The 14,302-nt window shown below is 63.4% G+C and carries 13 protein-coding genes and 1 other RNA gene; 8 read left to right on the top strand and 6 right to left on the bottom strand.

From position 1 onward, the window contains the following. Positions 1-2 precede the first annotated feature (2 nt). The 3 genes from DPM35_RS14700 to DPM35_RS14690 all read right to left on the bottom strand — a co-directional run bounded on the left by DPM35_RS14700 (position 3) and on the right by DPM35_RS14690 (position 4,585). Complete coding sequence (locus DPM35_RS14700; RefSeq protein WP_112128002.1) at positions 3-1,880, bottom strand: extracellular solute-binding protein; 1,878 nt, start codon at positions 1,878-1,880, stop codon at positions 3-5. Beyond that, on the bottom strand, positions 1,880-3,760 hold the full coding sequence (locus tag DPM35_RS14695) for an extracellular solute-binding protein (RefSeq protein ID WP_112128001.1): 1,881 nt from the start codon (positions 3,758-3,760) through the stop codon (positions 1,880-1,882). Before DPM35_RS14695 ends, DPM35_RS14700 begins: the two co-directional genes overlap by 1 nt. A 156-nt stretch (positions 3,761-3,916) precedes the next feature. After that, a complete protein-coding gene (locus tag DPM35_RS14690) occupies positions 3,917-4,585 on the bottom strand; it encodes a c-type cytochrome (RefSeq protein ID WP_112128000.1) in 669 nt (222 codons plus the stop codon). Positions 4,586-4,778: 193 nt separating this feature from the next. Between DPM35_RS14690 and DPM35_RS14685 the strand changes: the two genes are divergently transcribed. Both DPM35_RS14685 and DPM35_RS14680 read left to right on the top strand, forming a co-directional pair. Further along, positions 4,779-5,507 carry a 3-deoxy-manno-octulosonate cytidylyltransferase gene (locus DPM35_RS14685; protein WP_112127999.1) on the top strand — a complete coding sequence of 243 codons (729 nt, stop codon included), beginning with the start codon at positions 4,779-4,781 and terminating at the stop codon, positions 5,505-5,507. A 9-nt stretch (positions 5,508-5,516) separates the two neighbouring features. Then, the gene (locus tag DPM35_RS14680) at positions 5,517-6,380 is read left to right on the top strand and encodes a prephenate dehydratase (protein ID WP_112127998.1); all 864 of its coding nucleotides are present in this window, start codon (positions 5,517-5,519) and stop codon (positions 6,378-6,380) included. Between the two features lie 130 nt (positions 6,381-6,510). On the opposite strand, the gene DPM35_RS14675 is transcribed toward DPM35_RS14680, so the two are convergent. From DPM35_RS14675 to DPM35_RS14665, 3 genes are read right to left on the bottom strand one after another with little or no spacing between them, the layout of a single operon-like run. Continuing rightward, positions 6,511-6,813, bottom strand: coding sequence for a Dabb family protein (locus DPM35_RS14675; RefSeq protein ID WP_112127997.1), 303 nt, complete (start codon positions 6,811-6,813; stop codon positions 6,511-6,513). Positions 6,814-6,823: 10 nt separating this feature from the next. Beyond that, positions 6,824-7,765: an NAD(+) diphosphatase gene (nudC, locus tag DPM35_RS14670; protein WP_112127996.1), complete on the bottom strand. Its 942-nt coding sequence runs from the start codon at positions 7,763-7,765 to the stop codon at positions 6,824-6,826. Between the two features lie 35 nt (positions 7,766-7,800). Next, the gene (locus DPM35_RS14665; RefSeq protein ID WP_112127995.1) at positions 7,801-8,220 is read right to left on the bottom strand and encodes an HIT domain-containing protein; all 420 of its coding nucleotides are present in this window, start codon (positions 8,218-8,220) and stop codon (positions 7,801-7,803) included. A gap of 182 nt (positions 8,221-8,402) precedes the next feature. On the opposite strand from DPM35_RS14665, the gene ffs reads away from it, so the two are divergent. The 6 genes from ffs (at position 8,403) to DPM35_RS14635 (ending at position 14,111) form a co-directional block, all read left to right on the top strand. Further along, positions 8,403-8,499: signal recognition particle sRNA small type (gene ffs / locus DPM35_RS14660), an RNA gene on the top strand. Positions 8,500-8,605: 106 nt separating this feature from the next. Further along, positions 8,606-10,423 carry a DNA polymerase III subunit gamma/tau gene (locus DPM35_RS14655; protein ID WP_112127994.1) on the top strand — a complete coding sequence of 606 codons (1,818 nt, stop codon included), beginning with the start codon at positions 8,606-8,608 and terminating at the stop codon, positions 10,421-10,423. Positions 10,424-10,445: 22 nt separating this feature from the next. After that, entirely contained in the window at positions 10,446-10,769 is a 324-nt protein-coding gene (locus tag DPM35_RS14650) for a YbaB/EbfC family nucleoid-associated protein (protein WP_112127993.1), read from the top strand. 218 nt (positions 10,770-10,987) lie between these two features. Continuing rightward, the gene (locus DPM35_RS14645; protein WP_112128474.1) at positions 10,988-11,971 is read left to right on the top strand and encodes a cell wall hydrolase; all 984 of its coding nucleotides are present in this window, start codon (positions 10,988-10,990) and stop codon (positions 11,969-11,971) included. A 99-nt stretch (positions 11,972-12,070) separates the two neighbouring features. After that, the gene (gene recR, locus DPM35_RS14640) at positions 12,071-12,676 is read left to right on the top strand and encodes a recombination mediator RecR (protein ID WP_112127992.1); all 606 of its coding nucleotides are present in this window, start codon (positions 12,071-12,073) and stop codon (positions 12,674-12,676) included. A gap of 226 nt (positions 12,677-12,902) precedes the next feature. Then, positions 12,903-14,111, top strand: coding sequence for a lytic murein transglycosylase (locus tag DPM35_RS14635; RefSeq protein ID WP_425373368.1), 1,209 nt, complete (start codon positions 12,903-12,905; stop codon positions 14,109-14,111). Positions 14,112-14,302: the final 191 nt, after the last annotated feature.

Raw genomic sequence — 14,302 nt, 5'->3', positions numbered from 1 at the left:
TGTCAGGCTTTGCCAATCTTTGCCGCCTTGCCCTTGTCGACCCACCACAGCGCCTCGACCGGAAAGCCGAAATCGGGCTTCTGTTCGGGGAAGCCGAACATGTCCCAATAGGCGCTTCGGTGATTCGCCAGATACCAACTTGGAATCCAATCGCGCCGCGCGCGCAAGGCCCGGTCCAGCGCGCGCATGGCGGTGGTCAGGCTTTCACGGTCCTTGGCGGCGCCGACGGCATCGATCAACGCATCGACGGCCGGGCTTGCAATGCCGGACAGGTTGCGCGAGCCCGACACGGCGGCGCTGCGCGAGTGGAAGAAGATTTCCAGGTCGTCGCGGGTCGGCGTGGCGCTGAAATTGAAGGCAGCCGACAGCAGGTCGAAATCGAATGTCGATTGCCTGAGCTGGTACTGCGCCGAATCCACCAGGCGGATCGAGGCATCGATGCCGATGGCCTTCATGTTGGCGACCCAGGGCGAATAGACCTGCACGAAGGTCTCGTCGTCGACCAGGAATTCGGCGGTCAGCCGCCCGCCCTTTTCATTGAGCACGAAATCGCCAGAGCGCTTCCAGCCGGCCTCGGCGAGCAGCTTCAAAGCTGCGCTCAGTTGCTTGCGATCCCGCCCGGACCCGTCCGATGGCGGTTGCATCACCGCCTCGCCGAAGGTCTCCGGCGGCAACTGGTCGCGCAGCGGCTCAAGCAGCGCCAGCTCCTGCGGCGTTGGCATACCCGAGGCCCGGAAGTCGGATTTTTCGAAGCAGGATTGCGAGCGCTCATAGGAACCGTAGAAGAAGTTGCGCCGCGTCCATTCGAAATCGAAGCAGAGCGCGATCGCCTGCCGCACGCGCGGGTCCTTGAATTGCTCGCGCCGTTGGTTGACCGCCGTGGCCTGCATGGAAGGCGTGATTTCGGCCGGGAACTCATGCTTGATCACCTTGCCGGCGGTGAAGGCCGGAAAGTCGTAGGCCGTCGCCCAGACGCGCGAGGTGAACTCCTCGCGGTAGAGGATCTCGCCCTTCTTGAAGGCCTCGAAGCCGGCCGTGCGATCCTGGTAGAATTCGATGCGGATGCGTCCGAAATTGTTCAGGCCGCGGTTGACCGGCAGGTCATTGCCCCAATAGTCGGCCACGCGCTCATATTCGATCCAGGCGCCCGCTGACCAGCGCCCGACCTTGTAGGCGCTAGAGCCGAGCGGCGGGTTGAGCTGCGAGGAATCGAACGGGTTGGCGGTGAAGAAGGCCTTCGAAAGGATAGGGAATCCGACCACGTTGAGGATGGTTCGGGCAGACTGCTTGCCGTCGAATGTGAGTTCGACTGTGTGCGTGTCCTTCGCCACGGCATCTTCCAGATGCGTCAGCGAAAGCGCGTAATCCGGATGCCCTTTGTCCTTGAGCAGCTTGAAGGTGAATGCGGCATCTTCCGCGGTGAGCGGCGTGCCGTCATGGAAGCGTGCCTGCGGGCGCAGCGAGAAGGTGAATACGTTGCGGTCGTTTGAGATCGTGACACCGTCGGCGATCAACCCATAGACCGCGTCCGGCTCGTCGAGCGCCCGCACCATCAGGGAATCGAAGCACATTTCCATGCGCTGCGGGGAATCGCCCTTGGGGACGAACGAATTCAGCGTGTTGAAGGTCTGCGGGCTCTGGTTTTGGCCCCAGTTGGGCGGCGAGAAATTGAAGGTGCCGCCTTGCGGCGCATCGACTTTGACATAGTCGAAATGCGTGAAATCCGATTTGTATTTCAGGTCGCCGAAGGCCGACAGGCCGTGCAATTTGACGCCGGTCGGGGTGTCGGCAAAGGCCCGGCCGGGCAGCAGCGCTGCGGCAGTGGCCGCGGCGCCTAGCGCAAGGAAGTCGCGGCGAGGAAGCAAAGTCCGCCGCTCCATCAATTGAGGCCCTTGTATTTGGCGGCCAGCGCCTTTTCCTTTTCGGGGTCAATCCACCAGGAATCGATATCGGCGCCGCGGTAAGTGGGCTGCTTCTCCGGCATGCCGAACTTGTTCCAATAGGCAAGCCACACCACCGCGCGATAGAATTGCGGAACCACATAGTAGTTCCACAACAGCACCCGATCGAGCGCATGGGTGGCCGCGACGAGGTCGTCGCGATCGGTGGCGAAGATGATGTGGTCGACCAATGCGTCGACCACCGGGTCCTTGATGCCGGCATAGTTGCGCGATCCGGGTGAGTCGGCGGCCTTCGAGCTCCAGAAATCGCGTTGTTCGTTGCCCGGCGATTCCGACTGCTGCAACACGTGGGTGATGACGTCGTAGTCGAAATTGTTGACGCGGTTGACGTATTGGCTGGGGTCGATGATCCGCAAAGTCGCATCGACGCCGATCTTGCGCAGATTGGCGATGTAGTTGCCCGAGAGGACCTGGTCCGTGTCGGACGTGCCGAGGATCTCGAATTTGAACGGCGCGCCGGTCTTGGCGTTCACCATCTTGCCGGCCTTGATCACCCAGCCCGCCTGGGCGAAGAGGGCCACCGCCTGCTTCAGATATTTCCGCTCCGCCTGCGGTGAGTCATAGACCGGCAGCTTGAATTCCTGGGTGAACAGTTCAGGCGGTAGCTTGTCCCGATACTTCTCCAGGATTTCGAGCTCCTTGCCTTGCGGCAGCCCGCTCGATGCCAATTCGGTGCCCTGGAAATAACTGTGCGTGCGCGTGTTGGAATTGAAGAACAGCGTGCGGTTCATCGTCTCGAAATCGTAAGGATAGGTCAGCGCTTCGCGTACCAGTCGATCCTGGAACAGCGGCCGGCGCTGGTTGAGCATGAAGGCCTGCATCGGCTCCGGCGAGGTGGTCTTGAATTCCTTCTTGATCACGTCGCCGGCGCTGATGGCGGGAAAATTATAGGCCGTGGCCCAACGTCTCGAGCTGTTCTCCGGCTTGATGTCGTCCAGCCCGCCCTTGGTGAAGGCCTGCCAGGAGGCGTTGTCGTCGAGTATGTAGGTGAAGCGCTGGGTGTCGAAATTCTCCCGGCCGATCTTCACCGGCAGCTTGGCGCCCCAATAGTCCGGCACGCGCTGCCAGACGATTTCCGAGCCCGGCTTGAAGCTGGCTATCTTGTAGGCCGCCGAGCCCAGCGGCGGCTCGAGCGTCGGCCTGGTGATGTCGCGCTTCTTGCCGCTGGCGTCCGTGTCTTCCCACCAGTGCTTCGGCAAAACGACGAGATCGCCGAGGATCTTGGGCAGCTCGCGGTTGCCCTTCTGGTTGAAATGGAACTCGACCTCCCGATCGGAGATCGCCACCGCATCGGTGACGTTCTCGAAATAACGGTTGTATTGAGGGCTGTTGGCCTTGAGCACCTGGAAGGACCAGATCACGTCGTCGACTGTGATCGGCTGGCCGTCATGCCATTTCGCGCGCGGATCGAGCCGGTAGGTCGCGGACGAATAGTCGGAAGGGTATTTGTAGGCATCGGCAACCAGCGGGTGGCTGACGCTGCCCTCGTCGGTCGCCTGATCCATCAGCGTATCGTAGAGCAGCCCGCCGCCGAACCCGACCAGCCCCGCGGCCGGCGATCCTTGCACAATATAGGGGTTGAAGCTGTCGAACGTGCCGGTGACCACGGAATTGTAGGTGCCGCCCTTAGGCGCATCCGGATTGACGTAGTCGTAATGCTGGAAATTCTCGCCGTATTTTGAAGGTCCGATCAGCGACGATGTCGTGCGCCACTCATCGGCGAAACCGGTCTGCAGGCCGGCGGCGAAAGCGAGCGCGAATGCCGATGCGAAAAGCGTGCGGAAGCGGCCAACCTTCATGCGTTCTCCTCGTCGCGACTTTGCTCACCCGCAATCTAGATCATTTGACGCCGGTGGAAACCGCAAGGGCCGGCTTTGTGGCGGTCCATGCAGGTTTCCTAACAGAAAAGCCGGGACGAACCCGGCTTTTCTGAGGATGCTTCGATTACAAATTGTTTATTGAGCGGGGGCCGCGGGCTTGGCCGGCGCCGCGCCTTCGGCGGGCTTTGCAGGCGCCGCACCTTCCGCAGGCTTCGCGGCTTCGGCCGGCTTCGCCGAGGCGTCGGCGGCGGCGCCCGGCTGCGGCAGCGGCTTCGGATTGTCCGACAGCGTGCGCAGATAGGCGATCACATTGGCCCGATCTTCTTCCTTCGGCAGGCCGGCGAAGCCCATCGCAGTGCCCTTCACGAACTTCTTCGGCGCGGTGATGAAGTGGTTGAGGTTCTCGTAAGTCCAGTGCTCCTGGCCGCCCTTGGAGAAGTCCTTCATGCCGGACGAATAGGCAAAGCCCTCGTGCGCGGCGACGGGGCGGTCGACGATGTCCCAGAGATCCGGACCGACCTTGTTCGGGCCGCCCTTTTCGCCGGAATGGCAGGCCTGGCACTTTTTGAAGATGGCGGCGCCCGCATCGGCGCTGGCGCCGGCGAGCAGGTCGGCAATCGGCTTTTCGGCCGCGGCCGGCGCGGCAGCGCCGCCTTCGGTCGGCTCCTGCGCCTCGATGGCGAAGCCGGGCTTTTCGGGGGCGGGCGAGGCGAACAGCCCGTCAGAGACGAGGCCTATCGAAAAGATGATGAAGCAGGTTCCCAGAAATCCGCCGAGCAGCTTGTTGACTTCGTTGGAATCCATACGCCCCTTGCTCCCTTTTCCGGCGGACCGTCCCGTCCACTCCGTCCGTCGGTATCGCGAACTGCCCTGAAAGGCCAGTCAAATCGGGCGGAAACTAGGTCTTTTGCTCTGGCGTTGCAACACCTATAAGGGCGCTTCCAGTGAGACCTTTTGCCACTTTTCCATCCCTGTTTTTCGACCGCTCCAAAATCCGATGTCAACCTTGATCCTGATCCCCGCCCGCATGGCCTCGACGCGCCTGCCGGGCAAGCCGCTGGCCGACATTGCAGGCGCGCCGATGATCGTCCACGTCGCCCGCCGCGCCGCCGAGGCCGGACTTGGCCGCGTGGTGGTGGCGACCGACACGCAAGCGGTCGCTGAGGCCGTACGATCCCACGGCTTCGAGGCGGTCATGACCCGTATGGATCACGAATCGGGCTCGGACCGCATCTTCGAGGCGCTGACCGCTCTCGATCCCGAAAAGCAGGTGGAAACGATCGTCAATGTCCAGGGCGACCTGCCCACCATCGATCCCGAGATCATCGGCGCGTCGCTGCGTCCGTTCGAGGACGGTTCGGTCGACATCGCCACGCTGGGCGTCGAGATCGTGCGCGATGAGGAAAAGACCAACCCGAATGTGGTCAAGATCGTCGGCTCGCCGCTGTCGGCGACCCGGCTGAAAGCGCTCTATTTCACCCGCACCACCGCGCCTTGGGGCGAGGGGCCGCGCTACCATCACATCGGCCTCTACGCTTACCGCCGTGCCGCGCTCGAACGCTTCGTCGCGCTCAAGCCCTCGCCGCTGGAGCGTCGCGAGCGGCTGGAGCAATTGCGCGCGCTGGAAGCCGGCATGCGCATCGACGCCGAGATCGTCAAATCGCTGCCGCTTGGCGTCGACACGCCTGACGATCTTGAGCGCGCAAGACAGATCCTTTCAAACTGAGACGTCTCGATGACCGCCAAGACCAACAGAATCTCCTTCCAGGGCGAACCCGGCGCCAATTCCGACACGGCCTGCCGCAACATGTTCCCCACGATGGACCCCTTGCCCTGCCCGACCTTCGAGGACGCTTTCAACGCGGTCGAGACCGGCAAGGCCGAGCTCGCCATGATCCCGATCGAGAACACGATCGCCGGGCGCGTCGCCGACATCCATCACCTGTTGCCGGAATCGAGGCTGCACATCGTCGGCGAGTATTTCCTGCCGATCCATTTCCAGCTGATGGTGCTGCCGGGGGTGAAGCGCGAAGAGATCAAGACCGTGCACAGCCACATCCACGCGTTGGGCCAGTGCCGCAAATATATCCGCAAGAACGGCTGGAAGCCGGTGGTCGCCGGGGACACGGCGGGTTCGGCCAAGATGGTGTCGGAGGTCAAGGATCGCACCATGGCCTCGTTGGCGCCGGCTCTGGCCGCCGAGCTCTACGGCCTCGACATCATCGAGAAGAATGTCGAGGACACCGATTCCAACGTCACCCGCTTCGTCGTGCTTACCAAGAACAAGCAATGGGTGGAGCGGCCGACGCCGGACGCCAAGATGATGACGACCTTCATCTTCCGCGTCCGCAACGTCCCGGCCGCGCTTTATAAGGCGATGGGCGGCTTCGCCACCAACGGCATCAACATGACCAAGCTCGAGAGCTACCAGCTCGGCGCCTTCACCGCGACGCTGTTCTACGCCGACATCGAAGGCCATCCGGACGATGCGCTGGTCAAGCTGGCGCTGGACGAGCTGCGCTTCTTCTCGCGCGAGATGCGCATCCTCGGCGTCTATCCGGCGAGCGCCTCGCGCGAGCAGTGGAAAGTGGCGGACTAGCGCCAGCGCAATTCAGGTCAGGCCGAGTCGAAAATGGAGTGTTCCGAGAACCGGAGCGGAGCGTACTTGAAGTACATGAGCACCGGAAGCGCAGGAAGCCGCCATTTGCAGGCCGGCCTCACCTGAATTTTCAGCCGAACCCCAGCGGCACGTAATCGATCTCCATGAACTTCTCCACCTCCGGCACCCAGCGGTCGCGCACGAAGGCGACGTGGTCGGGATGCTCGTTGTAGCGCGTGTAGGCCGCCTGGTCGGCGAACTCCATCGAGAAGCCGAACTGGTAGTCGTTCTTCGGGCTCACCTGCCGCAGCTGCTCGAAATGCGTGACGCCCTTGATCCCGGTCAGGATCTTCTTCGCATCGTGGAGGAAGCGCTTCGTCTCCAGCGAATGCGGCTCGTGCTTCAGCGTGAACACGACGGTATGACGGATCATGTCTCGGCTCCTATTCGCTGTCGACCCAGGCGCGGATGAGGTGATGGGCGATCGCCCCTTTCGGCGGTGTGATCAGGCCGCCGGCATGCGTCCTTTCCAGCATCGTGCGCACCTCGTCGCGGAAGAACCAGCGGCAGTCCTCCAGCTCGTTGAGATCGGCCTGGATATCCTCATTCAGCGGCTCGCCGAAACAGCCGATCATCAGCGAATAGGGGAACGGCCAGGGCTGGCTGGCGTGGTAGACGACGCGGCCGAGCCGGATGCCTGCCTCTTCCAGCGTCTCGCGCCGCACCGCCGCCTCGATCGTCTCGCCGGGCTCGATGAAGCCGGCAAGCGCTGAATACATGCCCGGCGCGAAATGCCTTCCGCGCCCAAGCAGGCATTTCTCGCGCGTTGCCGTCAGCATGATCGCCACCGGGTCGGTGCGCGGGAAGTGGTCGGTGCCGCAGGCCGGGCAGTGGCGCCGGTAGCCGCCGGCGCGCATTTCCGAACGGTTGCCGCATTTCGAGCAGAAGGCGTGGCTGGCGTGCCAGGCGAGCAGCGCCGCTCCTTGCGCCAGCGCGCCGGCGGCCGCCTCGTCGATCAGCCCCTGCATATAGACGGAACGATAGTCGATCGCCTTGACCGTCTCTGGGAGATCTTCCGGCTCGATGCCCGCTGGCACGGCCAGGACCGGGCCAGCGTCGGAGAAGCCGAGCAGCACGCCACGGTCGAGCGAGACGTCGAAGGCCTCGCTCTCGGCCACGTCGAACCAGGGGTCGAATTTGCCGTCATCGAGTTTGAGATAAAGCCGGCCGGCATGCATCAGCATCAGCCGCGTGGTCCGGTCGGCGAGCGCCTTTTCGACCGCGTCGTCGGCGCGATTCTCGGATTGCCGGTCGATCCGGTTGCCGGCGAAACCGACAAACTGGCTCGGCTCGCGCAAGGGCGCGTCAAACAGGCGGAAGCTCATGGGGACTCGGAATGCGCTGGTGGACACTGGTCAGCTTATAGCGCCGCCTTGATCGTTTCGGCAAACCGCCTGATATCGGAGCGCTGGTAGGGTTCGCGTATGCCGTGGCCCCAGACCGGTCCCGGCCAGCCGGGATCGCCCTCGGAGCGGGCGACGACATGGACATGCAGCTGGCGCACGATATTGCCCAGAGCGCCGGTGTTGATCTTGGTGCAGCCGGTCACCCGCTTCAGCGCCTGCGCCACCATATTGGTCTCGAAGGTCAGCATCGCCTGGTCGAGCGGCGTCATCTCGTGCAACTCCTCGATGCCCGGACGCTGCGGCACCAGCACCAGCCACGGCCAGCGGCGATCGTTCATCAATCTGAGTTCGCAAAGGCCAAGCCACATAAGCTGCTCGCTGTCCGCCTCCAGACGGGCGTCCAGCGTGAAACCGGCCTTGAGGCCAGGCAGCATGGGCGTTTCCTTTGTTCTTTTGTATCATTCTTCAAACCAGGGAACGCTAAAGCGGCGGCAAGGTGGCTGCAAGCGATTCGTTGACCGCTATTGGCGATTTGAAGGACTTCCAGGCCTCCATATGGCCGCAGGTTCCGGCTCTCCCCTTGCATTTCGCCGCTGAATTGCCGATATGGAGCGCGGGAGGTTGGTGGTGGACGATCCACTCGCCAACCGGGTCAGGTCCGGAAGGAAGCAGCCCTAACGAGCCCGGAACGGGTCATTGTTCCAGCCTCCCGCCTCTTCGCCTTTCTCCCGCGACATTGACGGCGCCAAGCCGTGCGGGCGAGATTATGCGCAGGAATCGGCCGCCTTCCGTCGCGGTCCTGGGAGCTTTTGACGGCGAATGAGCGAAGCCGGAAATTCAGGGCCAGAAAGCCTGGAAACAGGAAAGGCCGGCGCCTATCGCGTCCTGGCGCGCAAATATCGTCCTTCGAATTTCTCCGAGCTGATCGGCCAGGAGCCGATGGTCCGCACGCTGACCAATGCCTTTGCCACCGGCCGCATTGCCCAGGCCTGGATGCTGACCGGTGTGCGCGGCGTCGGCAAGACGACGACCGCGCGCATCCTCGCGCGCGCTCTCAATTACAAAACGGCGACCGTCGACCAACCCTCCGTCGACCTTTCGATCCCCGGCGAGCACTGCCAGGCGATCATGGAGGGCCGCCATGTCGACGTCATCGAGATGGACGCCGCCTCGCATACAGGCATCGACGACATCCGCGACATCATCGACCGCGTGCGCTACGCGCCGGTCTCGGCCCGCTACAAGGTCTATATCATCGACGAAGTGCATATGCTCTCCACCCAGGCTTTCAACGGCCTGTTGAAGACGCTTGAAGAGCCGCCGCCGCACGTCAAATTCATTTTCGCCACCACCGAAATCCGCAAAGTGCCGATCACCGTGCTGTCGCGCTGCCAGCGCTTCGATTTGAGGCGCATCGATGCCGGTGCGCTGGTCGGGCATCTGTCCTCGATCGCGGCCAAGGAAGGCATTTCGGTCGATGACGAGGCGCTGGCGATGATCGCGCGGGCCGCCGAGGGCTCGGCGCGTGATTCGCTGTCTATCCTCGACCAGGCGATCGCCCATGGCAGCGGCGCCGTCAGCGCCGACGCGGTGCGCGCCATGCTCGGCCTCGCCGACCGCGCCCGCATCATCGACCTGTTCGAGCATGTCATGAAGGGCGATGTGGCGGCGGCGCTTGCCGAGTTCCGCGCGCAATATGATACCGGCGCCGATCCGGCCGCCGTGCTCACCGACCTTGCCGAGTTCAACCACCTCGTCACCCGCCTGCGCTTCGTGCCGGCGGCCGCCGACGATGCCTCGCTCTCCGAGGACGAGCGCCGGCGCGGCGCCGAGTTCGCCGGCACGCTCTCGGTGCGCGTGCTGTCGCGGACCTGGCAGATGCTGCTCAAGGGCATTCCCGAGGTACAGTCCTCCAATCGGCCGGTCAGCGCCGCTGAGATGGTGCTGATCAGGCTTGCGCATGCCGCCGATCTGCCGACGCTGGACGAGGCGCTGAGATCGCTGGAAGGCGCTAGCCCGCTGCCGAATGGCGCGCCCCGCGCCAATGGCGCACCAGCAAACCCGGGCAATGGCGGCGGCGCTAGCGCCGTCGCGCAGGTCCGGATGCCCAGTTCAAATGGCGGCGCCCAGACCATGCGTCTGGTCGAGGCGCAGCCCGCGCCCGTTGCCTTTGTCCCGGCGCCGGAGCCGGTTACTGAAACCCCTGTCGTTCCGGTCAAATCGCTGGCCGACATCGTCGCGCTAGCCGACGCCAACCGCGACATCGCCTTCAAGGTGCAACTGAAGCGTTACGTGCGGCCGGTGCGCATCGAGCCCGGCCGTCTCGACGTCGCGTTGACCGACGACGCGCCGAAGATGCTGCTCAACGACCTGACCTCCAGGCTGCGCGCCTGGACCGGCCGCAACTGGCTGGTGTCGCTGTCGAAGGAGGAGGGCGGCCAGACACTGGCCGAGATGGAGACGACGAAGCGCGAGAACGCCTTCTCCGACGCCAAGGCGGATCCGACTGTCGCGGCCATCCTCGCCCGTTTCCCCGGCGCCAAGATCATCGACGTGCGCATTCCGGATGTGCCGGATGTGGAAGAGGCCGAGGCGGAAGTGCCGGTGGAGCCTGCGGCCGACGACGACGAAATCTGAAACAATCTTAGAGGACCACCCGATGAAAGATCTTCTCGGCCTGATGGGCAAGGCAAAGGAAATGCAGGCCAAGTTCCAGGCCATGCAGGACGAGATCGCCACGCTTGAAGCCACCGGCCAGGCCGGCGGCGGCCTGGTCAGCATCACGCTCACCGGCAAGTTCGAGATGAAGGCGCTGAAAATCGATCCGTCGCTGATCAAGGCCGACGAAGCCGAGATCCTCGAGGATCTCATCCTGGCCGCTCACAATGACGCCAAAAGTAAGGTCGAGCAGGTCATGCAGGAGAAGACCAAGGCGTTGACCGCGGGCCTGCCGATTCCGCCCGGAATGAAATTGCCGTTCTGAGGCGGCGTCCGCCAGTTAATTGATTATGAACGGAAATCGAGCCCGGACTGCGATATTAACCATTTTGCCGGCGTTGCTCACGAGCTCATTTCGCGGCTTTCATAAAGTTTTACCCAAGTCCAGAAGTTGCTAACCCTCTAGCCATCTTTTTGCCTGAAAGAGTCTCATTCTTGCCACATCTCGGGGCGGGCTGGCATCTTGGACATGAGGCTTTTTTGGTGATCGCGACGCGATGGAAGACGCCGCTGCTGCTTATCGGCATCGTCACTTCCCCCTTGCTCCTGGCCGGCTGCAGCCAGACCACTTCCTCGCATGGCATGTCGGTGTCGGGTCTGACCGACGCGCTCACGCCGAGTTTCCTCACCACCCGTACAAGCCACTCGCTGAAGGACAAGGAATGCCTGCAAAGGGCGATGTTCTTCGAGTCCAACCGGTCGAGCCGGGACGGCATGATCGCCGTCGGCACGGTCGTGATGAACCGTCTGCGCTCGGGCCAACATGGCAGCACCATCTGCCAGGTCGTCGGAGAGCCGGGCCAGTTCGCGCCGGGCGTGCTGACGCGGCCGATGAATTCCAGGGCGCTGCCCGATGTCGAGGAAGCCGCCGATGCGGTGCTGAGAGGCGAGCGCAAGGCCAAGCTCAAGAACACGATGTATTTCCACACCGCCGGCCTGCGTTTCCCCTACAAGAACATGCATTACACGATGGTGGCCGGCGGCAACGCCTTCTATGAGAAGCGCGGCCGCAACTGGCAGCCGCTGCCGGATGAGCCGATGGTCGCCATGGCCTCCGACAAGCAGCAGAAGATCGATCCTACCGCTCCGGTGCTGATGGCTTCCGCCGAACCGGTGGTCAAGACGATCGTACGGCCGGATCCGGCCAAGCAGGTCGCGACCGATGCGGCCGAACCGACGCTTCCAGCCAGGGTGGTCGTTCCGGCCGGGCAGACCTATGTGACGGCCGCCGCGGCGCCGTCGCAGAAATCCGGGCGCCTCGCGCAGAAGCAGGTCGTTGTGGCGATGCAGGAACCGATGGCCGAACCGGACGCCTCGCGTTTCGGCGGCACGCTCAAGGGCCGCTACGTCACCTCGGTGCCCAACGCGCCGCAGGAAGCGTCGATGGGCTTCCAGTCGACGCCTGAGAACACCGACGCCATCGGCGCGATGATCGCCAGCGAGGAACGGCCGCTCGAAACCAACTGAACCCGATTGCATCCAACACAGGGCCCGTCATGGCAGCATGGCGGGCCCTGTGTCGTTGCGGCTGTTCCAAACCGCTCGGAAAAATCCTAGATCAAGGCGATGTCGAAGAGAATCGCCGGTCCGGAAATCGAACGCCTGATCCAGCTCCTGGCAAAGGTGCCGGGGCTTGGGCCGCGTTCGGCCAGGCGCGCCGCGCTTCATCTCATCAAGAAGAAGGAACAGCTGCTCGAGCCCTTGGCCGCCGCCATGGGCGAGGCGGTCGAAAAGGTGCGCATCTGCTCGACCTGCGGCAATGTCGATACGTCCGACCCTTGCATGATCTGCACCGACCCGCGCCGTGACGCCGGCACGCTGATCATCGTCGAGGATGTCTCCGACCTCTGGGCACTGGAGCGCGCGGCGGCCATGAACACGCGCTACCATGTGCTTGGCGGCACGCTGTCGCCGCTCGACGGCATCGGTCCGGACCAGCTCAACATCCGCTCGCTGGTCGACCGCGTCGCCGGCGGCGAGGTGAAGGAAGTCATCCTCGCGGTCAACGCCACCGTAGAGGGGCAGACGACCGCGCATTACCTGACCGATCAATTGTCGGGCTTCGAGGTCAAGGTGACGCGGCTCGCGCATGGCGTGCCGGTCGGCGGCGAGCTCGATTACCTCGACGAAGGCACGCTGGCAGCGGCGCTCAGGTCGAGGACTGCGTTTTGAGGGGATTGGGGGCAACCTGGAAATGACGGCATTCCTTCGCGCCCCCCTCTGTCCTGCCGGACATCTTCCCCACGAGGGGGGAGATTGGCAGCTTCGCTCCTGGCGCTCTTCCTGCAACGTTGGCGTTTGGCGAAAGCCGACGCGACATCTGATCTCCCCCCAAGTGGGGGAGACAGAGGGGGGTGCGACGGAACGCGGCTTTCACAAGCTTGCTCTCGCATTTCTGTTGTTCGCACTGATCGGGCTTTTCACCATCCCCTCCCGCGCCGCTCCCATCGACGACCAGTTCCGGTCATGGCTTCAAACCGATCTCTGGCCCGAAGCCAAATCCAAAGGCATCTCGAAAAAGACCTTCGACGAGGCCTTCCTCGGCGTGAAGCCGAACCTCAAGCTGCCCGATCTCGTCATGCCTGGCGAAAAGCCCACGACGCCGCAGAAGCAGCACCAGGCCGAGTTCGGCCCGCCAGCCAACTATTTCGCCGAAAAGATCATCCGCGCCGTCACCACGGGCGGGCGGGCGCAGGAGAGCGTCAATTCAAGAGTGCTCGGGCTGATCGAGAAGCGCTACGGCGTGCCGGGCGAGATCGTGCTGGCGATCTGGGGTCGCGAGACCGGCTTCGGCGCGGCCAAGATGCCCTACGACGCCTTCGAGGTGCTTGGGACGGATGCCTTCATGTCGACCAAGAAGGATTTTTTCCGCACCGAGGTGCTGGCGGCGCTTGAGATTGTCGAGCGCGGCCTGGCACCGGTCAACGCGATGAAATCATCCTGGGCCGGCGCGCTCGGCCAGCCGCAATTCATGCCGACCTCTTTCTTGAAGCATGCCGTCGACTTCGACGGCGACGGCCGGCCCGACATCTGGAATTCGACGCCGGACGTGCTCGCTTCGATCGCCAACTACCTTGTCCACTACGGCTGGGGGAGAGGGCGCGGCTGGGGCGTCGAGGTGACCGTGCCGGCAAACGTTTCCTGTGCGCTCGAAGGACCCGACCAGGGCAAGAAGATTTCCGAATGGGCCGCGATGGGCATCAGGCGCGTCGACAACAAGGCGTTTCAGGCAAGCGAGATGAAGGCCGAAAGCTCCCTGCTCATGCCGGCAGGGCGCAGCGGCCCAGCTTTTCTCGTCACGCCGAATTTCTATGTGATCAAGCAATACAACAATAGCGACCTATACGGCCTGTTCATCGGCCATGCCGCCGACCGTATCGCGAAGGGCGACGCCAGCTTTGCCGGCAGTTGGGGGCCGGTCGGCGATCTGCACCGCTCCGACATCGCCGCGCTGCAGCGGGCGCTGGAAGCCAAGGGCTACGACGTCGGCAGCTCCGACGGCCTGCCCGGCTTCAAGACCCGCCGCTCGATCGGCGTCTGGCAGGCCAAGAGCGGCAAACCCGCCACCTGTTTCCCCGATGCAGGCTTGGTCGCGCAACTGAAATAACGGCTGCTTCATGGCCACGGACCTTGGCAAATTTTTCCGGATCGGCTGCTCCATTTAGCTGGCGTATGGGTCGACGGATCGCCGCCTGTTAGGTCCGATATGCCGTCTCGCAAAATGCATGTTGCGGAGCGGGGCACCGTCGAATAGGGAGTTGACCAACTGGACAAAAACCACGACGGTACGTGGTCCAA

Source organism: Mesorhizobium atlanticum (genome assembly GCF_003289965.1).
In the GTDB taxonomy this organism is placed as follows: Bacteria; Pseudomonadota; Alphaproteobacteria; order Rhizobiales; family Rhizobiaceae; genus Mesorhizobium; species Mesorhizobium atlanticum.
Note: the sequence above shows the minus strand (reverse complement) of the source record. Positions and strands in the feature narration are given on the sequence as shown.

Coding starts and splice junctions, on each gene's coding strand:
- DPM35_RS14700 (WP_112128002.1), bottom strand. CDS start 1,880: ATGGAGCGGCGGACTTTGCTTCCTCGCCGCGACTTCCTTGCGCTAGGC.
- DPM35_RS14695 (WP_112128001.1), bottom strand. CDS start 3,760: ATGAAGGTTGGCCGCTTCCGCACGCTTTTCGCATCGGCATTCGCGCTC.
- DPM35_RS14690 (WP_112128000.1), bottom strand. CDS start 4,585: ATGGATTCCAACGAAGTCAACAAGCTGCTCGGCGGATTTCTGGGAACC.
- DPM35_RS14685 (WP_112127999.1), top strand. CDS start 4,779: ATGTCAACCTTGATCCTGATCCCCGCCCGCATGGCCTCGACGCGCCTG.
- DPM35_RS14680 (WP_112127998.1), top strand. CDS start 5,517: ATGACCGCCAAGACCAACAGAATCTCCTTCCAGGGCGAACCCGGCGCC.
- DPM35_RS14675 (WP_112127997.1), bottom strand. CDS start 6,813: ATGATCCGTCATACCGTCGTGTTCACGCTGAAGCACGAGCCGCATTCG.
- nudC (WP_112127996.1), bottom strand. CDS start 7,765: ATGAGCTTCCGCCTGTTTGACGCGCCCTTGCGCGAGCCGAGCCAGTTT.
- DPM35_RS14665 (WP_112127995.1), bottom strand. CDS start 8,220: ATGCTGCCTGGCCTCAAGGCCGGTTTCACGCTGGACGCCCGTCTGGAG.
- DPM35_RS14655 (WP_112127994.1), top strand. CDS start 8,606: ATGAGCGAAGCCGGAAATTCAGGGCCAGAAAGCCTGGAAACAGGAAAG.
- DPM35_RS14650 (WP_112127993.1), top strand. CDS start 10,446: ATGAAAGATCTTCTCGGCCTGATGGGCAAGGCAAAGGAAATGCAGGCC.
- recR (WP_112127992.1), top strand. CDS start 12,071: ATGTCGAAGAGAATCGCCGGTCCGGAAATCGAACGCCTGATCCAGCTC.